This is a genomic window from Salinibacterium sp. SWN248 (assembly GCF_015864575.1).
Classification (GTDB): domain Bacteria; phylum Actinomycetota; class Actinomycetes; order Actinomycetales; family Microbacteriaceae; genus Rhodoglobus.
The window spans coordinates 1-18,646 of the sequence record NZ_JADYWW010000002.1 but is presented as its reverse complement, the minus strand read 5'-3'; the positions used below and the strand labels follow the sequence as shown (position 1 = coordinate 18,646).

Below are 18,646 nucleotides of genomic sequence, written 5' to 3'. Positions count from 1 at the left end.
GTTGGTCGGGTGGCGGAGCTGCAGGAAAGGTAATCCCAAGTACAAAGGGCTGACGCTAGCAGAAGCAGTCGTAGCCCCGGGCCGATCGGGCGGAGATGGCTCTTCTGGGCGCCCACTTCGGAGGTTAACTGCGCACGTGGGCTTGCGCCGTCAGCCTTTCCCTCTCACAGTGCGTGCCACTGTCGAGCGTCTCCGGAACAGCAGGAGTCCCGGAGACGCCCTTCGAGAGCGCTAGTGTGCCGTGCCGACTGTTAGCCGCAGCTCGCCGTCTTGGCCCAACTCGTTGCAGAGACCTGCGAGAGACTCGTGATCGTCGCGTCGCCCTGACCGAGGTAGCTCAGTGATCCCTTCGCGTAGTAAGGGTTGTACGGGTTGAACCCGTACGCGAACGCGCGCCCGGCGGCGGCATGCTGTGCGTTGGTGGCAGTGAAGCAGGTCACAGGATCTGGCGTCGGCGTTGGAGTAGACGTCGGCGTCGGTGTCGGTGTTGGCGTGGGCGTGGGCGTCGGGTTCGGATCTGGCGTACCAGTCCGGTCAACACGACGATTGTTATCGAAGAAGAACTCGGTCACGTACGCCGGGTAGTCAAGGCTGTTCGCGTTGATGTACGTTCCTCCCGTGCCTGCGCCTGCCGGCCAGTTGTGGCCAAGGTTCGAGTTCTGAATCACCGAAACCCGCGGCCCCGCGGCATCCGAATAAAGAATGCCCGAGCCAGCAGTGTTGTTGCCGGCCAAACCACTCAAGCTAAACGTTGACGTGCTGGATGCCCCGTAAATGCCGGCCATGATTTGGCCGTTGAGGGTGTTGTATCCCGTCGATACGGTGCTGTCGTTGCTTCCATAAATGACCGAGGTGAGCTGGGTCGAAAAGGCCGCAGAGTTCGCACTACCGAAGCCGGAGCAGGTGTTCATGCCCTGCGATTTCGAGATGGCCACACTTGAGATCTGGCCAGAAGTGGTACCCACCGTGGGGCCGGCATTGATGCCCATTCCCGCAAAGACGTCGGGCGCGAGGCATCCCATCACCATGGTTTCTCCGCCGCCGGATGACAACCCGGAGATATAAACCTGATCGGAGTCGATTCCCAGACTGGCGCGCGCGGTTAGGGTCGTGGCGAGGTTCAGCAGGTTGTCGTCGTGCCGGGCCGGGTTGCTTCGGGAGTGATTGGAGTCGTAGTAATCCCAGCATCCGAACACGACGCCGCCGTTGGGCGCATCCGGGAGGGCGACGATCATTCCGTAGTCTTCGGCGGCGGCCACCCAGTTGGCGTTCGCTTGGAAGTCGCTCGCTTTCTGGGCGCAGCCGTGGAGGCTGATCATGAGGGCGCGTCCGGCCGGCAGTTCGGCGGCAGTGGATGGCGTGTAGATGCGAGTGCTCATCCCCGCAACCGTTTCGGTGCTCCACGTGCCCGGAACGGCGGCCGAGCCGCCGGGGTCGGACGAGTTGCTGCACCCGGGCAGCGTTTCGAAACCGGGCGGGCACGTGATCGCTTGGGCCGCGAGTGGCGCTCCTGCCAGCGTGGCGCTGACCAGGGCGAGAGAGGCGAGTACTGCCGGGATGGTGAGCCGGCGTTTAACAGTGGACATTCGGAATACCTCCGCACGTCGCAATCCGGTCTTCGCTCCGAGCGTCATTGCGCGAATGTCCCGAACGGACTGCGCGCCGCGAGAATATCGCGACGCTAACGGCTGCCACGGTGACGTGGCGGTCCGTCTCGATCAACCTACCCTGAAAGCTGAATCATGTCTCATGTTTTCCACGGGTACTGCGATGTCGCTGGGTGCGGCTCCTAGACTGGTCGGGGCCTGCGCCGCCGCAGTCCTGCCCGACGAGAAGGATGCTTGTGTTCCCCACCACGTTCCCGGCCCCGATCATTCCTGCCGCCGACTCCGTACCCGCTCTGCGCTGGGGCATCATGGCTCCCGGTGGGATCGCCGCGACGTTCGCGCAGGCCGTGCAAGCGCACACCGCCCAGAAGTTTGTGGCTGTGGCATCCCGCAGTCTAGATCGCGCCCAAGAATTCGCCACCACCTGGGGTATCGACAAGGCCTACGGTGACTATGCCGAGTTGCTGGCGAACCCCGACGTTGACGTGATCTACATCGCCGCGCAGCAGCACGTGCACCGCGATCTAGCGCTGCAGTCGATCGCCGCGGGCAAGCACATTCTGGTGGAGAAGCCGTTCGCCATGACCGGTGCCGAAGCGCGCGAGATTGTGGCCGCAGCCCGGGCCGCCGGGGTGTTCGCGATGGAAGCGATGTGGACTCGCTACCTTCCCCAAACCTCAATCATCAACCAACTTGTTGCCGACGGAACCTTGGGCGATATTCACCTCGTCACCGCCGACCACGGTCAGCACATTCCTCAGGGGCACCGGGTTCGCTCGCTCGATAGCGGGGGAGGAGCCCTGCTCGACCTCGGCATTTACCCGATCGCCTTCGCGTCACAGATTCTGGGTGCACCTTCTGCCGTGCACAATGTCGGCTCGCTCATCGAGAGTGGGGTGGATGCTCAATCCCTACTTACTCTCAGTTACAAGGGCGCGGCTCAAGCCCAGCTCAACACCACGTTGCTCGCGCGCACACCGATCACGGCATCCGTTGCGGGCACCGACGCCCTGCTGCAGGTGGGCAATGGCTTCTTCACGCCAACCTCACTGACGCTCTCGAAGCCCGGCTTCAACGGCGAATCAATTCACTGGAAAGACGAGACGGGTGTGGTTGGCCACCGCGGGCTCAGCTACCAAGCCACGGCGCTCGCCGGCTTTGTAGCGCAGGGTCTCACTGAGTCGCCGGTGCACTCGCTTGACGAAACCGTCGCCATCCTCGACACCATTGATTCAGCTCGCTGGCAACTCGGGTACCGCTTCGGCTCCGAACAGTAAAGCGATGGGCGCGGCCGACGCTGCGCCCGCTAACCATGTATCGCAGACTGCGATTACGCTACTAGAACTCGATGTCTACGCTTGTAGCCCGTCGAGCAGTGACCCCACGCGATCGGAGATCTCATGACCGCAGAATCGACCATCCCCGCAGAGCCCGAGGTTCCGGACCGTCCGACCGCTACACGCATGCTCGCTCCGTGGGTATTCTGGCCCGCAGCGGGGCTCATCATCGCGATTACCGCGTTCTCGATCATTGCTCCGAACCTCGCGAATGCAGTGTTCAGCACACTGCAGTCCAGCGTCATCAACTCGTTCAGCTGGTATTACGTGCTCATTGCGGCATTCTTTGTGGCCTTCGCTCTGTACCTAGGGTTCAGCCGTTATGGCGACATCAAGCTCGGCAAGGATGACGACGAACCCGAGTTCTCCATGATCGCGTGGATCTCCTTCCTCTTCGCCGCGGGCATGGGAATCGGTCTCGTCTTCTACGGCGTCGCCGAGCCCCTCAGCCATTTCGCAAACCCGCGCCCCGGAGTTTCGGGCACGGAGATCCAACTCGCCCAACAAGCCATGAGTCAAACCTTCCTGCACTGGGGTGTGCACGCCTGGGCTATCTACGTTGTGGTCGGCCTCGCGCTCGCGTACGCCATTCATCGTCGCGGTCGCCCCATCTCGATCCGTTGGACTCTTGAACCGCTGCTCGGCAAGCGCGTTCGCGGTGGCTGGGGCAACCTCATCGACGTCATCGCGCTCGTCGGCACGGTATTCGGTGTTGCGACCTCGCTCGGCCTCGGTGTTCTTCAGATTTCTGCCGGTCTCGAAAAGACGGGAATCGCCGAGTCGAATCTCACGACTCAGATCGCCGTGATCGTAGTGATCGTTGCCTTCACGATTCTGTCGCTGGTGTCCGGTATCGGCCGCGGTATGAAGTGGCTGTCGACCACCAACCTTCTGTTGGCCGCTGTGCTCCTTGTGTTCCTTCTCATCGTGGGTCCGACCGCATTCCTGTTCCGTGAGTTCGTGCAGTCGATGGGTAACTATCTCCAAGGCTTCATCGGCCTCGCTTTCAACGTCAGTGCCTATCAGGGCGATGCTGGCGAACAGTGGCAGGCTGGCTGGACCACCTTCTACTGGGGCTGGTGGATGTCGTGGGCACCGTTCGTCGGTGTCTTTATTGCGCGTGTCTCCAAGGGCCGCACTGTGCGCGAGTTCGTGGGCGGCGTCATGCTCGTTCCCACCGTGCTCACGTTCCTCTGGTTCAGTGTTCTTGGCGGCAACGCGATCTACCGTGAGCTCTACGGTCAGGGCGGGCTCGTTGCTGCCGACGGATCGGTGGATGCCGATTCCGCTCTCTTCGATCTGCTTGCCGGTCTCCCGGCAGGCACCGCTCTCACGTTCGGAGCCATCCTGCTGATCGGAATCTTCTTCGTCACCTCAGCCGATTCCGGTGCCCTCGTGATGTCGATGATCGCCACCGGTGGCTCCGCTGAACCGCTCAAGCGCATCCGTGTCTTCTTCGCACTACTGGCGTCGTTCTTGGCTATCGCACTGTTGGTCACGGGTGGGCTGCAGACTTTGCAAACGGCAGCAATTTTGTCTGCATTGCCCTTCAGCGTCGTGATGCTCATGATGTGTGCAGCCACGGTGACGGCATTCAGTCGAGAGCGGCGTGCCTACGATCGTGCCCAACGTGCTCAGTTCGTGGATCAGATTGGCACGTTCTATGGTCTCGAGGTCGAGGAACCGCTGCTTCGTGAACCCGTGCACCCCCTTCGCGCGGCACTCGATCGCCTCCGCAAGAAAGCCGCTCAGTCTGGCGGCGGAATCTCGCAGGTCACCGAAGATGCGATTCTTGCGGACACCGGATTGGTATCGCCTGACAACATCGCGCAGGCGGACGCCATCGTCGAAGACGAGGTGGAGCGGTTACAGGCGCTGCAAGCTGAGTTGCGGGAGAAGGCAAAGCGAGACGCGCCAGAAGAATAGCGAACGGGGGAGCGGCCCGCTCGGGGAGTCGCCCCGCGTCGTCTGAGGTTAGTTGCTCTCGCTCGTTGTGGAAAATCTTTACGCACATTTGTGTTTCGCTCAATGATTACAGAGTGAAATCATCTCAATTGCTACTGAAGAGCGGGCTTTCCCGAGGCACCCGAGCGCTCACATCAGAGCGAGGAGACGTACCGGGCTGGGTGCTGATTACTCTCATGACCGCAGGTCTTGTGGTCATCATTTGGGGTCTTGCGGGTCCAGCACTCAGCTCGGTTTTTGAACAGGCTATCGATCGCGTCACCGGTTTCTAATGCGTGCGCGCTGGCGCGAACGCGGCAGGCGGCTGGGTGCTGACGAATCCGGGTCCGCCGTGGTGGAGTTCGTTCTCGTTTCGGCTCTGTTGACGGTGTTGACGCTCAGTGTCATCCAGCTGGCTCTTGCGTTGCATATCCGCAATACGGTGTTGGATGCCGCGGCTGAGGGCGCGCGCTACGCCTCCCTTGCCGACACCTCATTGGGCGATGGCGTCACTCGCACTCGTGACCTCATCGCTACGGCGCTGTCGCCCGGCTATGCGTCGGATGTGAGCGCAAGCACCACGTCCCACCTCGGGCAACCCGCCGTGCTCATCACCGTGCGGGCACCGCTGCCGCTCTTTGGCCTTATCGGTATTAGCGATGGCTTGGAGGTGTCGGCCCATGCGGCAATCGAGCAGGTTCGCTGATGAACGGGGTTCGTCATCCCTAGAGTTCATTACGGTCGGCATGGTGATGCTCATTCCGCTCGTGTATCTGGTGCTCACGATGTCCGCGATTCAGTCCGGAGCTCTTGCTGCTGAGGGGGCTGCCCGCCAGGCGGCGCGCGTGTTCGTTCAGGCTGACACTCTCAGTGAGGCGAACGCAGCGGCATCGCGCGCGGTCGAGTTCGCCCTCGACAATCACAACGTGGATGCCGCAAGCGCGGCGGTCACGATCTCGTGCGCACCCGATCCCAGCGATTGTCTGTCCCGCCACAGCTTCGTCACCGTGCAGGTGGCTATTGCCGTGCCGCTCCCGCTGGCGCCGCCGGTGCTGAGCGGCTCATTTCCTCTAGAGGTGCCGCTCGATGCGGCCGCAACGCAGCAGGTTTCTCAGTTTGCGGGGTCGCGCTAGTGAACCCTTCGCTACGGCTACGGCTACGGCTACGGCTACGTGACGACGATGGTTCTGCACTCCTGCTCACCATCTTCTATGGCTTCCTCTCGCTCGTGCTCATCTTTCTAGTGGTCGCGGCAACCTCGCTCTATCTGGAACGCAAACGACTCTTCACACTGGCGGATGGAGCTGCTCTCGTCGGAGCAGAATCCTACGATCTCGACGATGTGTTGCGAACGCCCCAGGGCTTTCGCCCGCAATTGACGCCCACCAAGGTCGCGGACGCGGTGGGGGAGTATGTCGCTGCCGCCCCGACCACAGAGTTCGACGGGCTCACTATCGAGCAAGCGACGAGCGTCGATAATTCCAGCGCGACGGTCTCGCTTTCTGCCTATTGGAAGCCACCGTTCGTCTCCCTCTTGGTCCCGGAGGGCCTGCGTATCGAAGTTACGGCTAACGCTCGCTCTGTCTTTTCGTAGCGTTCTCTGAAAACCCGTCACCAGCACACCGCAATCCTCCAGCCCGCGATCACACTCCATCCAGCGAACAGGGAGTTTCGATCCGTAGCGTGGGTGGTGCGCTTCTCGCAGGCGCATCACCGAAGCAAAGGAGTTAGCCATGAAACGAATCGCTATCGTCGGAGGCCACGGCAAGATTGCCCTGAGTCTGGCCGAGCTTCTCACCTCTCGCGGTCACCACGTGCACTCGCTGGTCCGCAAGCCTGAGCAGGAGGCTGACATCAGCGCCACGGGCGCTATGCCTGTCATCGCAGACGTTGAGGCACTCAGTGCCGAAGAGCTCTCTGAAATCTTTACGGGACACGATGTCGTCGTGTTCTCGGCGGGTGCTGGTGGGGGAAGCCCCGAACGCACCTATTCGGTTGACCGTGACGCGGCCATCCGCACCATGGACGCTGCTGCCCATGCGGGCGTCAAGCGCTACGTCATGGTCTCGTACAAGGGTGCCGGTTTTGACCACGGTGTTCCCGAAGACAACGCTTTCTTCGCGTATGCAGAAGCAAAGGCTGCTGCCGATGAACATCTCCGCACCGGCCCCCTTGAGTACACCATCGTCGGCCCGGGTTCACTCTCGAGTGAAGCCGCCTCCGGCATGATCGGTATCGGCGATGACGCCACCGACGAGCACACGAGTCGCGACAACGTGGCCCGCGTTCTCGCGGAAGTGATTGATGCCGACAACACCATCGGTCAGACCATCGAGTTCACTGATGGGTCGACCCCGATTCCGGATGTTATTGCCGCTATTGCTTAGCGTGCGGGATAAATAGAGATCCCACTCCCAGCGCGATCAACGCCACCCCACCGGTTGCGCTGAGGGTGGTGATTCTCTGCGGTGAGCGCGCGAACCAGTCGCGCGCGAAACCGGCAGCGATCGCCCACGACGTGTCTGTCACCACGGCTATTGCCATAAACAGCAGCCCCAAAACGAGCAATTGCAGTTGCACATTGCCGGCTCCGAAGCTCACGAACTGCGGCAGAACGGCAACGAAAAACACGGTCGCTTTGGGATTCGTGATGCCGACAATGAAACCCTGGCCGAAGATGCGCCAGCGTGATTGTGGGCGGGGAGCTGCGTCATCCGTTGTCGTGTGAGCGTTGCGGTGACGAATCGCTTGAACACCGAGGTAAATCAGGTAGGCGGCGCCCAGGTATTTCACAATGGTGAACGCAATAACGGATTGCGCGATGATCGTGCCGACGCCAAAGGCTACGGCGAAGACGAGAGTGACGCCGCCGGTGGCATTTCCCAGCGAGCTGATGATGCCGCCAAGCTTTCCCAAGGAAAGCGAGCGGCCGATCAAAAACAGCACACTCGGTCCCGGAATCAGGATGATCGGCAACGCGATCAGCACGAAGGCAATCAGGTTGCTGGTCGGGATCATTTCGCCAGTCTAGGGCTCCGGGCTCGCCGGAGAAGACCGGCCGGCCACGGCTAGATCTCGGTGCCTAGCGCTGCGGTTTCGTGATGTAGCGCGGCACGTACCGCACCATGATTCCGGCGCCGATGAGACCGAGTATTCCGACAGCCCCCGCAGCGAAAGAGATGGAGGCCACGGCCGTAATCCCCGCGATGAGCAGGGGAGAGGATGCCTGTCCGACGCCGCCGGTGAAGCGCCAGGCTCCGAGAAACGGGGCGGGGTTGGCTTGCGGAGCAAGGTCGGCACCGAGGGTCATCAGGATGCCGCTTCCCAGACCGTTCGCGAGCGACAGGAACATGGCGGCGAAGATGAACCAACCCACGTTCTGCGCTGAGTCGTGGGTGAAGGAAAGCACAAGGTGGCCGATGCCGAGGCCGACGAGGGATGGCACGGCGGTCCAGAGTCGGCCGAAGCGGTCCATGATCTGGCCGCCCGTGTAGAAGAGAGCGAAGTCGACAGCACCGGCGACGCCGATGATGATGGCGGTATTGGTGTCGGCGAGCCCGATGCTGACGGCCCACAGCGGCAAGATCACCTGACGACTGGCTCGCATTGCTCCGATGACGGCGGCACCGAGGCCGAGGCGTGAGAGCAGCGCACGATTGCGACGCACGGTAGCGAAAAGCCCGTGCGATTCCTGCTCTACAAGCGCTTCACCGTCACGCAGCGTGCGGTTGTTGACGCGGGAAGTGTGTACCGCGCCGAAGGTCGTTGCAGGGTCGGGAAGGAGAAGGAGCACCGCGGCGGCGGCTAGTGCTGCCACAACATGAATCCAGAAGGCAGCAGTCACGGTACCGGTGAGGTGAATGACCCCGGCCGAGATGAACGGTCCGATGAAGACGCCGAGCCTGAAGGTTCCGCCGAGTGTAGAGAGTGCGCGGGCGCGATAGGCAACGGGAACGAAGCTCGTGAGAAAAGCATGTCGCGCCAAGGCAAACACGGCGGCGGCAAGGCCGAGCAGCAGCACACCGAATCCGAGTGCGACGGGGTTGGGGGCGAGAATCGCGATCACTACTCCGATGATGGAGAGTGCACTCGCGCCGATCATGGCCGGGCGTTCGCCAACACGGGAGATGAGCCATCCGCTCGGGATGTTGCCGAATAGTTCGCCGATCGTCAGCACGGCAGCAACAAGGCCAGCTATCGCGAGGGTCGCGCCGAGGCTGTCGGCAGCGATCGGAATCAGCGGGATGATCGCGCCTTCACCGATCGAAAAAAGCAGTGTCGGCAAGAGAACGGGAAGCCCGATCGAGCGCCAGCTGAAGGGTTGTCCTGTTGTGCTCATCGCCGTCCATAATATGTCGTGCGGGCCAGAGGGTGCGCGCGAACGGGTACTCGGCCAACAGGTGTCGCGTGGGGTTCGCGGGTAGTCTGGTTGGTGACATGGATGAACTGGACTTTTCTGACGACATCGCGGCGCTGCGCTCCACCTTTGCGGACATTCGCCAGGTGGTCGACACCGACCGGCTCACGTCGGAGATCGCACGATTGAGTGAGGCGGCTGGTGCCCCCGATCTGTGGGATGACACCGATAAGGCGCAAAAGGTCACGAGTGACCTGAGCCACCGTCAGGCCGAGCTGGCCAAGATCAATTCCATTTCGAGTCGCCTTGACGATCTCGAGATCATGGTCGAGTTGGCCAACGAGGAGAGTGACGATCAGGCAGCGGCGGATGCTCGCACCGAACTCAGGGGCATCAAGAAGACTTTGGGCGACCTTGAGGTGCAAACCCTTCTCAACGGTGAGTTTGATCAGCGACCCGCTGTCATCACCATTCGCGCGGGAGCCGGTGGCGTCGACGCCGCCGATTTCGCCGAAATGCTGTTGCGCATGTACCTGCGGTACGCCGAGCAGCACTCGTATCCCACACGCGTGCTCGACACGAGCTATGCCGAAGAAGCCGGCATCAAGTCGGCCACGTTCGAGGTCGACGCTCCCTTCGCTTTCGGAACGCTCAGTGTCGAGGCTGGTACGCACCGTCTCGTTCGCATGAGCCCATTCAACTCAGCAGGCAAGCGCCAGACGAGTTTTGCCGCGGTCGAAGTTGTTCCCCTTATCGAGACGACGGATGTTGTCGAAGTTCCCGAGAACGACATCCGTGTCGATGTCTTCCGGTCTTCCGGCCCCGGCGGCCAGTCGGTTAACACGACGGACTCCGCGGTGCGCATCACTCACTTGCCCACGGGAATTGTGGTGAGTTGTCAGAACGAGAAGAGCCAGATTCAGAACCGTGCTGCCGCAATGCGGGTGTTGCAGTCGCGGCTGTTGCTGCTGCAGCGTGAGCAAGAAGCGGCCACCAAGAAGGAAATCGCGGGTGTCATTACGGCGAGCTGGGGCGATCAGATGCGCAGCTACGTTTTGGCGCCCTATCAAATGGTGAAAGACCTCCGCACGGAGTTTGAGGTCAACAATCCTTCGAATGTGTTCGACGGTGACCTTGACGGTTTCATCTCGGCCGGAATCAAGTGGCGCAAGCGCACCATCGAATAACCACGACCGCCCGGTCTACCCGGGGCGCCACTGTTCCGTCCTCCGGTGCCGGTGTGCCCTGAACTGGGCCACCCTGTGAGTACGTGCCAGCGGTGCGTCGCTGCCGAGTTCTCGGGCACGGCTCCTTAGGCTGGCTCCAAATGATTCGTTTTGATTCTGTTTCGAAGTCGTATCCGGGCACGACACGACCGGCGCTGAACTCTGTTGACCTTGAGATCCTCAAGGGTGAGTTCGTGTTCTTGGTCGGCGCATCCGGCTCGGGCAAGTCGAGCTTTTTGCGGCTGATCCTCAAAGAGGAGAACCCCACAAAGGGTTCCATCCACGTGCTCGGTCAGCACCTGAATACGCTGTCGAGCCGCAAGGTGCCCTATTTCCGTCGCAACCTTGGTGTGGTGTTCCAAGACTTCCGCCTGCTGCCCAACAAGACGGTCTTCGACAATGTGGCGTTCACGCTACAGGTCATCGGCAAGAGCCGGGGTTTCATCCAAGAGGCTGTTCCGGATGCTCTCAAGATGGTCGGTCTCGCCGGCAAATCGAATCGTTTTCCTCACGAACTTTCGGGTGGTGAGCAGCAGCGTGTGGCGATCGCTCGCGCTGTGGTGAACAAGCCAGCCATCATGCTTGCGGATGAGCCGACCGGAAACCTTGACCCCGCTACTGCTGCGGGAATCATGACGCTCCTCGAGCGCATCAACCTTGGCGGCACGACCGTGCTGATGGCTACCCACGACGCCGGCATCGTCGACCAGATGAAGCGCCGAGTGATTGAACTTATCGGTGGACAGATTGTGCGCGACGAGCTTCAGGGTGGATACCAAACCCAGACTGTTCCCACTCAGGGGCGTATTCCGCATCCGGGGGCAAGCAAGCCTGCGTCGGCCGCGCCGACTGCTACCCAGTCTCCGGCGCGCCCCATGACCTCGCCGTCATCTCAGGGCGAGGGGCTCGACGCATGAGGCTCGGACTGATCTTAGGAGAGGTCGGCAGCGGACTGCGCCGCAACCTCTCGATGGTGGTCTCCGTCGTTCTGGTGACCTTTATCTCGCTCACGTTCGTGGGCGCATCCATTCTTCTGCAGATGCAAATCGGGCAGATGAAGGGCTACTGGTACGACCGTGCGCAAGTGGCGGTCTACATGTGCACCGAGATCGATACGACCGGCAATTGCACCCTGGCTGAGGCGACTGAAGATCAGATCGCGTCGGTGCAGCAACAGCTCGATTCGCCGACTCTCGCGCCGTACATCAACGAGGTCGAGTTCGAGACGCACGAGCAGGCCTACGAAAACTTCAAGGAACAGTTCGCTGACACGACGTTTGAGGGCATCATTACCCCGGAGTCGTTGAACGAGAGCTTCCGGGTGAACCTCGTCGATCCCGAGCAGGCGGATGTACTCATCGAGAGTCTGTCTGGGCTTGCGGGAGTTGAGAGTGTCGAAGATCAGCGGGCCTATCTGGAACCGATTTTTGCCATTCTGAATGCCGCTAGTTATACCGCGATTGGGGTCGCTGGTCTGATGCTGGTCGCTGCGGTGCTGCTGATTGCCACGACCATCCGGCTGAGCGCGTTCTCTCGACGGCGAGAGCTCGGCATTATGAGACTCGTGGGTGCGTCTAACAGATTCATCCAGACGCCATTCATCCTTGAGGGTGTTTTCGCCTCATTGATCGGGTCAGTCCTCGCAGGCGGTGCGATTGTCGCGATCGTGCAGTTCTTCGTTCGCGGCTATCTGGCGTCAACGCTTCCCCTCAATACAAGCCTGCTCGGAATGGAAGAGGCGCTGCTCGTCGTGCCCATTCTCATCGTCTCCGGCGCCGCGCTTGCTGCGGTATCCGCCGGCGTCGCGATCAGTCGTTATCTCAAGGTGTAGTCGCCGGGCCACTCTCGCGCTAAACTCGTCTGCTGCACTGTCGGCATCCGCCGTAGCATTGCAGCATCCAACGTATCGAAGAGAGAAGTGAACCATGCCCAAGGAAGGTGACCGAAAGGTTGTTGCCAGCAACCGTAAGGCGCGCCACGACTACAGCATTGAAGACACCTTTGAGGCTGGTCTTGTGCTGTCGGGTACTGAGGTCAAGTCTCTGCGGTTAGGGCGAGCCAGTCTGATCGATGGCTACGGCTACATCGACGACCATGCTGAGGCTTGGTTGGATGCCGTGCATATTCCTGAGTTCTTCCAAGGGTCCTGGAACAATCATCCTCCGCGTCGCAAGCGCAAAATGTTGCTGCATAAAGAGCAGATCCTGAAGATTCACAACAAGATCAAGCAGGGCGGCTACACGCTCGTTCCGCTGTCGATCTACTTCTTGGATGGCCGCGCCAAAGTTGAGCTCGCAGTGGCCAAGGGTAAGCGCGAGTATGACAAGCGTCAGACGTTGCGTGAGCGCCAGGATAAGCGCGAATCAGACCGGGCAATTTCGGCCCGCAAAAACATGGGGGAGTAGCGGAACTTCGTTTCCGTACTCGTCTCTGTACTCGTTTCCGCGCTCGTTAGCGTGCGCTGAACCGCGCCTCGACGCGTGCCGAGATCGCGATCTTCTCGGGGTTGAGCGTCAGCTGGGCGCCGTCCGAGGGCGCACCTGACATCCGCATGGCCGCAGCGCCGGCAAAAGGATCGTGATCGCCTGCGGGGCCGACGTGGTCGAGCATCCCTGGATCGGCAATCGCGAGAGCGGTTACCTCGGTGAGCCCCACACTCGCTGCGTACTCGTGTGCCTTGGTGAGGGCATCCGTAACGGCGAGGCGTCGGGTGTGTGCGTGTGCGGCGCGAGTGGATTCTTCGGTGAGTTCCCACTCGACATACTTCACCGCAGTGTTGTCGACCGCACTGACGTATTCGATGAAGAGTGCGAGCGCGTCAAAGTCCTTGAACCGCGCGATGTAGTCGATCGCGGCGGAGTGCACGAGCGGCAGTTGTTGGCCGGCGTTGTTCCACGGCCGTTGGGAGGTGACGCGCACGGTGTCAGATGACCACCGCGTAATTGCACCATCGTTCGAGGCGAGCTTGGCGAGGAGGGCATGCACCCGACTCGACGACTGCAGTGCAGCATCGAAGACCTCACTCCGGTCGGGACCGTCTATCGATACCGCCAGATGCACGATGCCGCGTTCGGCAGGGTGCCACGATTCATGCTCGCCTCGAACAGTGATGACGAGGGACATTGTTAGATGGCGCCGAGTTCTTCGAGCTTGGCCTTCAGCTCCTTGTCGCTGGGCTCCACTTGGAAGGTTCCGTCAGTGAAGTGCACGACAGGAATGTTGAGGCGGCCGCTGATGGCGTGGGCGCGATCTGCTGCCGTGGGATCTTTCTCTACATCGACTTTTTCCCAGTCAATGTTCAACGAGTTGAGGAGTGCTTCGGAGCGCACGCAGTCGCGGCACCAGTCTGCGCCAAACATAGTGATTTTGGCGGGTGAGGCTTGAGTTGTATCGGTCATGAACCAAATCTACTTCGCCGATACTGGAAGCGGGCGTTGCGTTCGCTGGCAGCGTTCGCTGCCTGGGTACAGGGCTGGCTACTGCGCCGAATCCGACCTACACTAGAGGGCTACCTGTTCATTAGGTAGCAATTGATAACTCCACAGCGCGACAACGACCCACACAGGGGGATGATCGGTTTCGACATTGCCTGCAAAACTGTGAGAAGCGGGTCGAGAATGCAGCCTTATCTCGTTAACGATGACTGCAAACTATAAGTGCCAATTCAAAGCGCACTGACTTCGCCCTCGCTGCCTAAGCGAGCGCACTAAAGAAGTCCGTCAGACCGGGAATGCTCTCTACCCGGATTCTGGCGCAATTTAGAGAGATTGCTGCGTAGTTACGCCTGAGGGCTACGTGGGACTTGCACTCTGGCTGGGCTTGTTGATCTAGGTGCTTGTGGCAAAGATCAAAGCCGAGTAGAACGTCTGCACAAGATACACCCGTAGAAGGCACAGAATTACAGCAGTGGACGGGGGTTCAATTCCCCCCATCTCCACCACCGGTCGTTGTCGCGTTGTGAGTTTCAGAAACTCTGCCTAGTTGGCATCGTTCCGTTCTGCTCCCTGTGAGGGAGTCACGGTAAATGTCATGGGTTCGGTGAATCCGCGGGCTGCAAAGGCTTCCTTCACCGCGACTTCGACTTCTGACACTCGGGCGTGCGGAACGAGAGCGATTGCTGCGCCGCCGAAGCCTCCTCCGGTCATCCGCGCACCGATCGCGCCGTGTTCGCGCGCTGTTTCGACGGCAAGATCGAGTTCGGGGATGGAGATTTCGAAGTCGTCGCGCATCGACACGTGCGAGGCATCAAGCAGCGCACCGATGGCGAGCGGGCCTTCTTCATTGAGGGCGCGAACGGTGTCCAGCACGCGCTGATTTTCGGTGACCACGTGACGGACTCGGCGGAACGTCACATCGTCAAGAATTTCTTGAGCGCGTTCCAGATCGGCGACGCTCACGTCGCGCAACGACGAAGCGCCCAGGGCGGCAGCGCCAGCTTCGCAGGATGCACGGCGTTCGGAGTAGCCGCCGGTGGCGTGAGAGTGCGAGACGCGTGTGTCCATCACGAGAATGCTCAATTCCGCTGGAGCAAGTCCGAGCGGTACGACCTCGACATCAAGGGAGCGGCAGTCGAGAAACACTGCTGAATCTGTAGCGCCCAAGAGAGACGCAGACTGGTCCATGATTCCGGTGGGGGCACCGACGACTTCGTTTTCGGCGAGCTGCCCTACCTTCGCCAGTTGCTCGCGCGAGAATCTGAGCTTCCACAGGTCGTTGAGGGCTAAGGCTACGGAGCTTTCAATTGCGGCCGACGACGACAGGCCTGCGCCGACGGGCACGGTGGAGTCGATGAGGATATCGACGCCCGGCACACCGTTCAGGTCTGCGCCGTGCTGGCCGAGGGCCCACGCGACGCCGAGTGGATACGCGCTCCAGCCGACGATTTCTCCCGCGGAACGCGCTGCGTCGAGTCCAGAAAGCGGAACCTCAACTGACGTGGCATCGAACGTGCTGGTGACGCGGATGACGCCGTCGGCGCGCAGCCCAACGGCAGCGCGGGTGCGGCGATCGATAGCGAACGGCAGCACAAAGCCTTCGTTGTAGTCGGTGTGTTCGCCGATGAGGTTGACGCGGCCCGGTGCTGACCAGACGCCATCCGGATTGTGTCCGGTTGATTCACTGAATTGTCTGCGTAGCTGCTGCACTGTGTCGCTCATGCTTGTTCGATTGCCTTTCGGATGTTCTCGGCTGCGGCTTCTGGAGTGACGTCAGCGATCCAGGCGCCCATCGCCGATTCGGATCCGGCAAGGTACTTCAATTTGTCTGCCGCGCGACGAGGCGAGGTCAGTTGGAGGTGCAGGCGGAAGGTATCGCGCGCACGGTTCACGGGTGCCTGATGCCACGCCGCGATGTAGGGCGTAGGGGTGTCATAGATCGCATCGATTCCCCGGAGCAGTTTCAGATACATCGTGGAGAGTTCGTCGCGTTCTTCAGTGGATGTTGCAGCGAAGTCAGGAATCTGGCGGTGCGGCAGCATGTGCACTTCGATGGGCCAGCGTGCCGCAAACGGCACGAAAGCGGTCCAATGCTCTCCGCTCAGCACGACGCGGTCGCCCGCGCGTTCGAAGTCGAGGATGCGCTGAAACATGTCGGGGCTGGTGCGATCAATCGCATCCAGAGTGCGCTGTGTTTTGGGTGTGATGTACGGGTACGAGTAGATCTGCCCGTGTGGGTGAAGCAGTGTCACGCCGATCGCTTCTCCGCGGTTCTCGAAGGGGAAAACCTGCTGCACGCCGTCGAGCGCCGAGAGCGCCTCGGTCCGATCCGCCCACGCTTCAATCACGGTGCGAGCACGGCTCGGGGTTTGAGTGCCGAACGATCCTTCGTGGTCGGGGCTGAAGCACACCACTTCACAACGCCCGATGGAGCTGCGGGTGCGGCCGAGGTCGAGGTCGGCAAGGTCGTCGAGCCCGGTCGGGCTGTTGTCGCTTCCGGCGAGGTCTGGCCCGAATGATGGCGAACGGTTTTCAAAGACCGCTACGTCGTAGAGTGCGGGAACCTCTGACGGATTCTGGGGAGTTTGTGGCGCCAGCGGGTCTTGATCTGCGGGCGGGAGGAAGACTCGATTCTGTCGGGCCGCGGCCACGGAGACCCATTCTCCCGTGAGGATGTCTTGTCGCATCGTCGCGGTAGCCGGTCGAGGGTCGAGCACCCGGCTGTCGACCGATCGCTCCTCGCCCAACGTGGTGTCGGCGTCATCGAAGTAGATGAGCTCGCGACCATCGGCGAGAGTTGTCGGTCGTTTGATGATCTTCGAAGTCATTCTGCACTTCCCTGGGTAGCGCTGTCATTGTCGGCGCGAAGGCGAGCATCCCAAGCGCTTCGAACCATTTCTTCTGCGGTGTGCCGCATTTTCCAGTCGAGGTCGCGGGCGGCAAGGTCACCATTAGCAACGATGCGGGGCGGGTCGCCGGGCCGACGCGGTGCGATCTCCGGGGTGAAGTCGATTCCGGTGACGGTCGAGATAGCGGTCATGATCTCTGCGACGGAGAGTCCGTTTCCGCTGCCGAGGTTGTAGGCAGGCTCGATTTCTTCATGAGCGTCAAGCCGGCGGGCGGCAGCGACGTGGGCGGCGGCGATGTCGGCAACGTGTACGTAGTCGCGCACGTTGGTGCCGTCGGGCGTGGGGTAGTCGGTGCCGTTGATCCGCGGTGTTTTTCCGGCGACGAGTGCTTCGAAGACAAGGGGGAACAGATTATGGGGGCTCGTATCGTAGACAACGGGGTCGCCGGAACCGACGACGTTGAAGTAGCGAAGCGAGGTGTGCCGCAGTCCAGTGGCAACGGCTTCGTCGCGCAATAGCCATTCGCCGATCAATTTTGATTCTCCGTAGGGGGAGAGGGGATCTTTCGCGGTGTCTTCGGTCACCAGATCGACATCCGGTGTCCCGTACACGGCGGCACTCGAGGAGAACACGATTTGGTCGATCTTCGATTCCTGCATTGCTTCGAGCAATGCGAGTGTGCCGGTGACATTCTGTGCGTACGTGTGGAGCGGCCGCTGCACGGAGACGCCGGCGTACTTGTAGCCAGCAACGTGGATGACGCCGGTTACGTCGTGGGCAGCCATCGTTTCGATGAGTGCATTCTTGTTTCGGATGTCGGCCTGCACGAATACGGCGTCCTGCGGAATGAATCGCGTGAACCCACTGGAGAGGTCATCAACGATCACTGTTTTCATTCCGGAATTCAGTAGCGCGCGAGCTACGTGGGCGCCGATATAGCCGGCGCCGCCCGTTACCATCCAAGTCATTGCAGTCCCTTGCGTTGAAGCAGCGGTGGGGCCGCGAATGCAGCTCTACACCCTGTGATTGTCCAATAATATGATTATTGGCGTGTTGCGTCTAGTCGCCACGAGGTCCGCGGGGGAGTGTCTTCGCTATGAACGAGCGAGTCGGAGTTCGCGGATGTTCGGATTGAAATCCATTTCGCGAACGGTGCCGTCGTACATGAAGCGGTTTCTGGCATAAAAGGCGCGAGCGCGCGGATTCTGTTCAAGCACCCAGACGCTTGCGGCTGCGCCCCCCAGCACTGCATCGATCAACGCTTGGCCGGCACCCGTGCCGTGAGCATTCGCTAGGACGTAGATCATGGCGAGCTCTTCGGAAGGCAGATCGGGTTCATCGCGATTATGGTGCGCCTGAGCAAATCCGATGATGTGGGAGCGAACTTCAGCCACCACGGTTGTCGTGTTCGCGTCGGTGAGAAGCTCGTTCCACATCGCCTCGCGTCGCTGCCGCGCTTCATCGCTCCATGCTTGTTCAGGAAACAATCCGGTGTAGGTCTCTTTCCAGGACTGCGTATGCACGCCGGCGAGCTCTTTGGCGTCGTCGAGCCGTGCGGCTCGTGTGGTGAAACTGGGCACGAAACCATCTTTGCGTACGCACACGTCTCGAGGGTGCGGCTCGAGAAAAAGGTGGAGAGAGTCGGATGTGGCGAGGGCCTGTGCATCAGGGCGCGGCGAACGAGGTTGGTGAGTGGTGCACATCCCCATGTTTCGGGGGGGTGCAACGGTGCGACGCGCCCGGGATGTGGGCGGTGTTGGCGAGGGGGGCAAAATGCACGTAATGTTTCCTCTTGTCACCCCAAAGGTGCGGAAGTCCCGGGCAGTTCTGCTGCTAGGTTTCCGGCCTCAAGTGGGGGCCACCATCCTCCGAAATCTTTTAGGTTTGGGTCG

The 18,646-nt window shown here is 60.9% G+C and carries 20 protein-coding genes and 1 other RNA gene; 12 read left to right on the top strand and 9 right to left on the bottom strand.

Translation table 11 applies throughout. The features are described 5' to 3' along the window. Positions 1-251 precede the first annotated feature (251 nt). A complete protein-coding gene (locus tag I6E73_RS10030; RefSeq protein ID WP_231600894.1) occupies positions 252-1,586 on the bottom strand; it encodes a PHB depolymerase family esterase in 1,335 nt (444 codons plus the stop codon). A gap of 251 nt (positions 1,587-1,837) precedes the next feature. On the opposite strand from I6E73_RS10030, the gene I6E73_RS10025 reads away from it, so the two are divergent. The 7 genes from I6E73_RS10025 to I6E73_RS10000 all read left to right on the top strand — a co-directional run bounded on the left by I6E73_RS10025 (position 1,838) and on the right by I6E73_RS10000 (position 7,275). Then, positions 1,838-2,884, top strand: a complete 1,047-nt coding sequence (locus I6E73_RS10025) for a Gfo/Idh/MocA family protein (protein ID WP_197125285.1) — start codon at positions 1,838-1,840, stop codon at positions 2,882-2,884. Between the two features lie 123 nt (positions 2,885-3,007). Further along, positions 3,008-4,870 carry a BCCT family transporter gene (locus I6E73_RS10020; protein WP_197125283.1) on the top strand — a complete coding sequence of 621 codons (1,863 nt, stop codon included), beginning with the start codon at positions 3,008-3,010 and terminating at the stop codon, positions 4,868-4,870. Positions 4,871-4,998: 128 nt separating this feature from the next. Next, positions 4,999-5,181 (top strand): hypothetical protein, encoded by a 183-nt coding sequence (locus I6E73_RS14620; RefSeq protein WP_231600929.1) that lies wholly within the window; start codon positions 4,999-5,001, stop codon positions 5,179-5,181. Beyond that, positions 5,181-5,594, top strand: a complete 414-nt coding sequence (locus tag I6E73_RS10015) for a TadE/TadG family type IV pilus assembly protein (protein ID WP_197125280.1) — start codon at positions 5,181-5,183, stop codon at positions 5,592-5,594. The genes I6E73_RS14620 and I6E73_RS10015 overlap by 1 nt, the downstream gene beginning before the upstream one ends. Then, a complete protein-coding gene (locus I6E73_RS10010) occupies positions 5,569-6,021 on the top strand; it encodes a hypothetical protein (protein ID WP_197125278.1) in 453 nt (150 codons plus the stop codon). The genes I6E73_RS10015 and I6E73_RS10010 overlap by 26 nt, the downstream gene beginning before the upstream one ends. After that, positions 6,021-6,482: a Tad domain-containing protein gene (locus tag I6E73_RS10005; RefSeq protein ID WP_197125277.1), complete on the top strand. Its 462-nt coding sequence runs from the start codon at positions 6,021-6,023 to the stop codon at positions 6,480-6,482. The genes I6E73_RS10010 and I6E73_RS10005 overlap by 1 nt, the downstream gene beginning before the upstream one ends. 139 nt (positions 6,483-6,621) lie before the next feature. Next, a complete protein-coding gene (locus I6E73_RS10000) occupies positions 6,622-7,275 on the top strand; it encodes an SDR family oxidoreductase (protein ID WP_197125276.1) in 654 nt (217 codons plus the stop codon). Here the strand turns inward: I6E73_RS10000 and I6E73_RS09995 are convergent. Further along, positions 7,265-7,906, bottom strand: coding sequence for a LysE family translocator (locus I6E73_RS09995; protein WP_197125275.1), 642 nt, complete (start codon positions 7,904-7,906; stop codon positions 7,265-7,267). The two genes, I6E73_RS10000 and I6E73_RS09995, sit on opposite strands and share 11 nt — an antisense overlap. A gap of 64 nt (positions 7,907-7,970) precedes the next feature. Next, positions 7,971-9,227, bottom strand: coding sequence for an MFS transporter (locus tag I6E73_RS09990; RefSeq protein ID WP_197125274.1), 1,257 nt, complete (start codon positions 9,225-9,227; stop codon positions 7,971-7,973). A gap of 98 nt (positions 9,228-9,325) precedes the next feature. Between I6E73_RS09990 and prfB the strand changes: the two genes are divergently transcribed. The 4 genes from prfB to smpB all read left to right on the top strand — a co-directional run bounded on the left by prfB (position 9,326) and on the right by smpB (position 12,876). Further along, positions 9,326-10,432 carry a peptide chain release factor 2 gene (gene prfB / locus I6E73_RS09985; RefSeq protein WP_197107248.1) on the top strand — a complete coding sequence of 369 codons (1,107 nt, stop codon included), beginning with the start codon at positions 9,326-9,328 and terminating at the stop codon, positions 10,430-10,432. 140 nt (positions 10,433-10,572) lie between these two features. Further along, positions 10,573-11,388, top strand: coding sequence for a cell division ATP-binding protein FtsE (gene ftsE / locus I6E73_RS09980; protein ID WP_197125273.1), 816 nt, complete (start codon positions 10,573-10,575; stop codon positions 11,386-11,388). Further along, complete coding sequence (ftsX, locus tag I6E73_RS09975; protein WP_197107246.1) at positions 11,385-12,302, top strand: permease-like cell division protein FtsX; 918 nt, start codon at positions 11,385-11,387, stop codon at positions 12,300-12,302. Before ftsE ends, ftsX begins: the two co-directional genes overlap by 4 nt. Positions 12,303-12,396: 94 nt before the next feature. Next, positions 12,397-12,876 (top strand): SsrA-binding protein SmpB, encoded by a 480-nt coding sequence (smpB, locus tag I6E73_RS09970; protein WP_009771737.1) that lies wholly within the window; start codon positions 12,397-12,399, stop codon positions 12,874-12,876. Positions 12,877-12,922: 46 nt separating this feature from the next. Here the strand turns inward: smpB and I6E73_RS09965 are convergent, their stop codons facing one another. Both I6E73_RS09965 and I6E73_RS09960 read right to left on the bottom strand, forming a co-directional pair. Further along, positions 12,923-13,594 carry an SIMPL domain-containing protein gene (locus I6E73_RS09965; protein ID WP_197125272.1) on the bottom strand — a complete coding sequence of 224 codons (672 nt, stop codon included), beginning with the start codon at positions 13,592-13,594 and terminating at the stop codon, positions 12,923-12,925. Positions 13,595-13,596: 2 nt separating this feature from the next. Next, on the bottom strand, positions 13,597-13,869 hold the full coding sequence (locus tag I6E73_RS09960) for a glutaredoxin domain-containing protein (RefSeq protein WP_197125271.1): 273 nt from the start codon (positions 13,867-13,869) through the stop codon (positions 13,597-13,599). Positions 13,870-14,036: 167 nt separating this feature from the next. Here I6E73_RS09960 and ssrA point away from each other — a divergent pair. Then, positions 14,037-14,411: a transfer-messenger RNA gene (ssrA, locus tag I6E73_RS09955) on the top strand. Positions 14,412-14,448: 37 nt separating this feature from the next. Here ssrA and galK read toward each other — a convergent pair. The 4 genes from galK to I6E73_RS14770 all read right to left on the bottom strand — a co-directional run bounded on the left by galK (position 14,449) and on the right by I6E73_RS14770 (position 18,334). Then, positions 14,449-15,627 carry a galactokinase gene (gene galK / locus I6E73_RS09950; protein WP_197125270.1) on the bottom strand — a complete coding sequence of 393 codons (1,179 nt, stop codon included), beginning with the start codon at positions 15,625-15,627 and terminating at the stop codon, positions 14,449-14,451. Then, a complete protein-coding gene (galT, locus tag I6E73_RS09945; RefSeq protein ID WP_197125269.1) occupies positions 15,624-16,733 on the bottom strand; it encodes a galactose-1-phosphate uridylyltransferase in 1,110 nt (369 codons plus the stop codon). The genes galK and galT overlap by 4 nt, the downstream gene beginning before the upstream one ends. Then, positions 16,730-17,722 carry a UDP-glucose 4-epimerase GalE gene (galE, locus tag I6E73_RS09940; protein ID WP_197125268.1) on the bottom strand — a complete coding sequence of 331 codons (993 nt, stop codon included), beginning with the start codon at positions 17,720-17,722 and terminating at the stop codon, positions 16,730-16,732. Before galE ends, galT begins: the two co-directional genes overlap by 4 nt. A 126-nt stretch (positions 17,723-17,848) precedes the next feature. Further along, positions 17,849-18,334, bottom strand: a complete 486-nt coding sequence (locus tag I6E73_RS14770) for a GNAT family N-acetyltransferase (RefSeq protein WP_197125267.1) — start codon at positions 18,332-18,334, stop codon at positions 17,849-17,851. Positions 18,335-18,646: the final 312 nt, after the last annotated feature.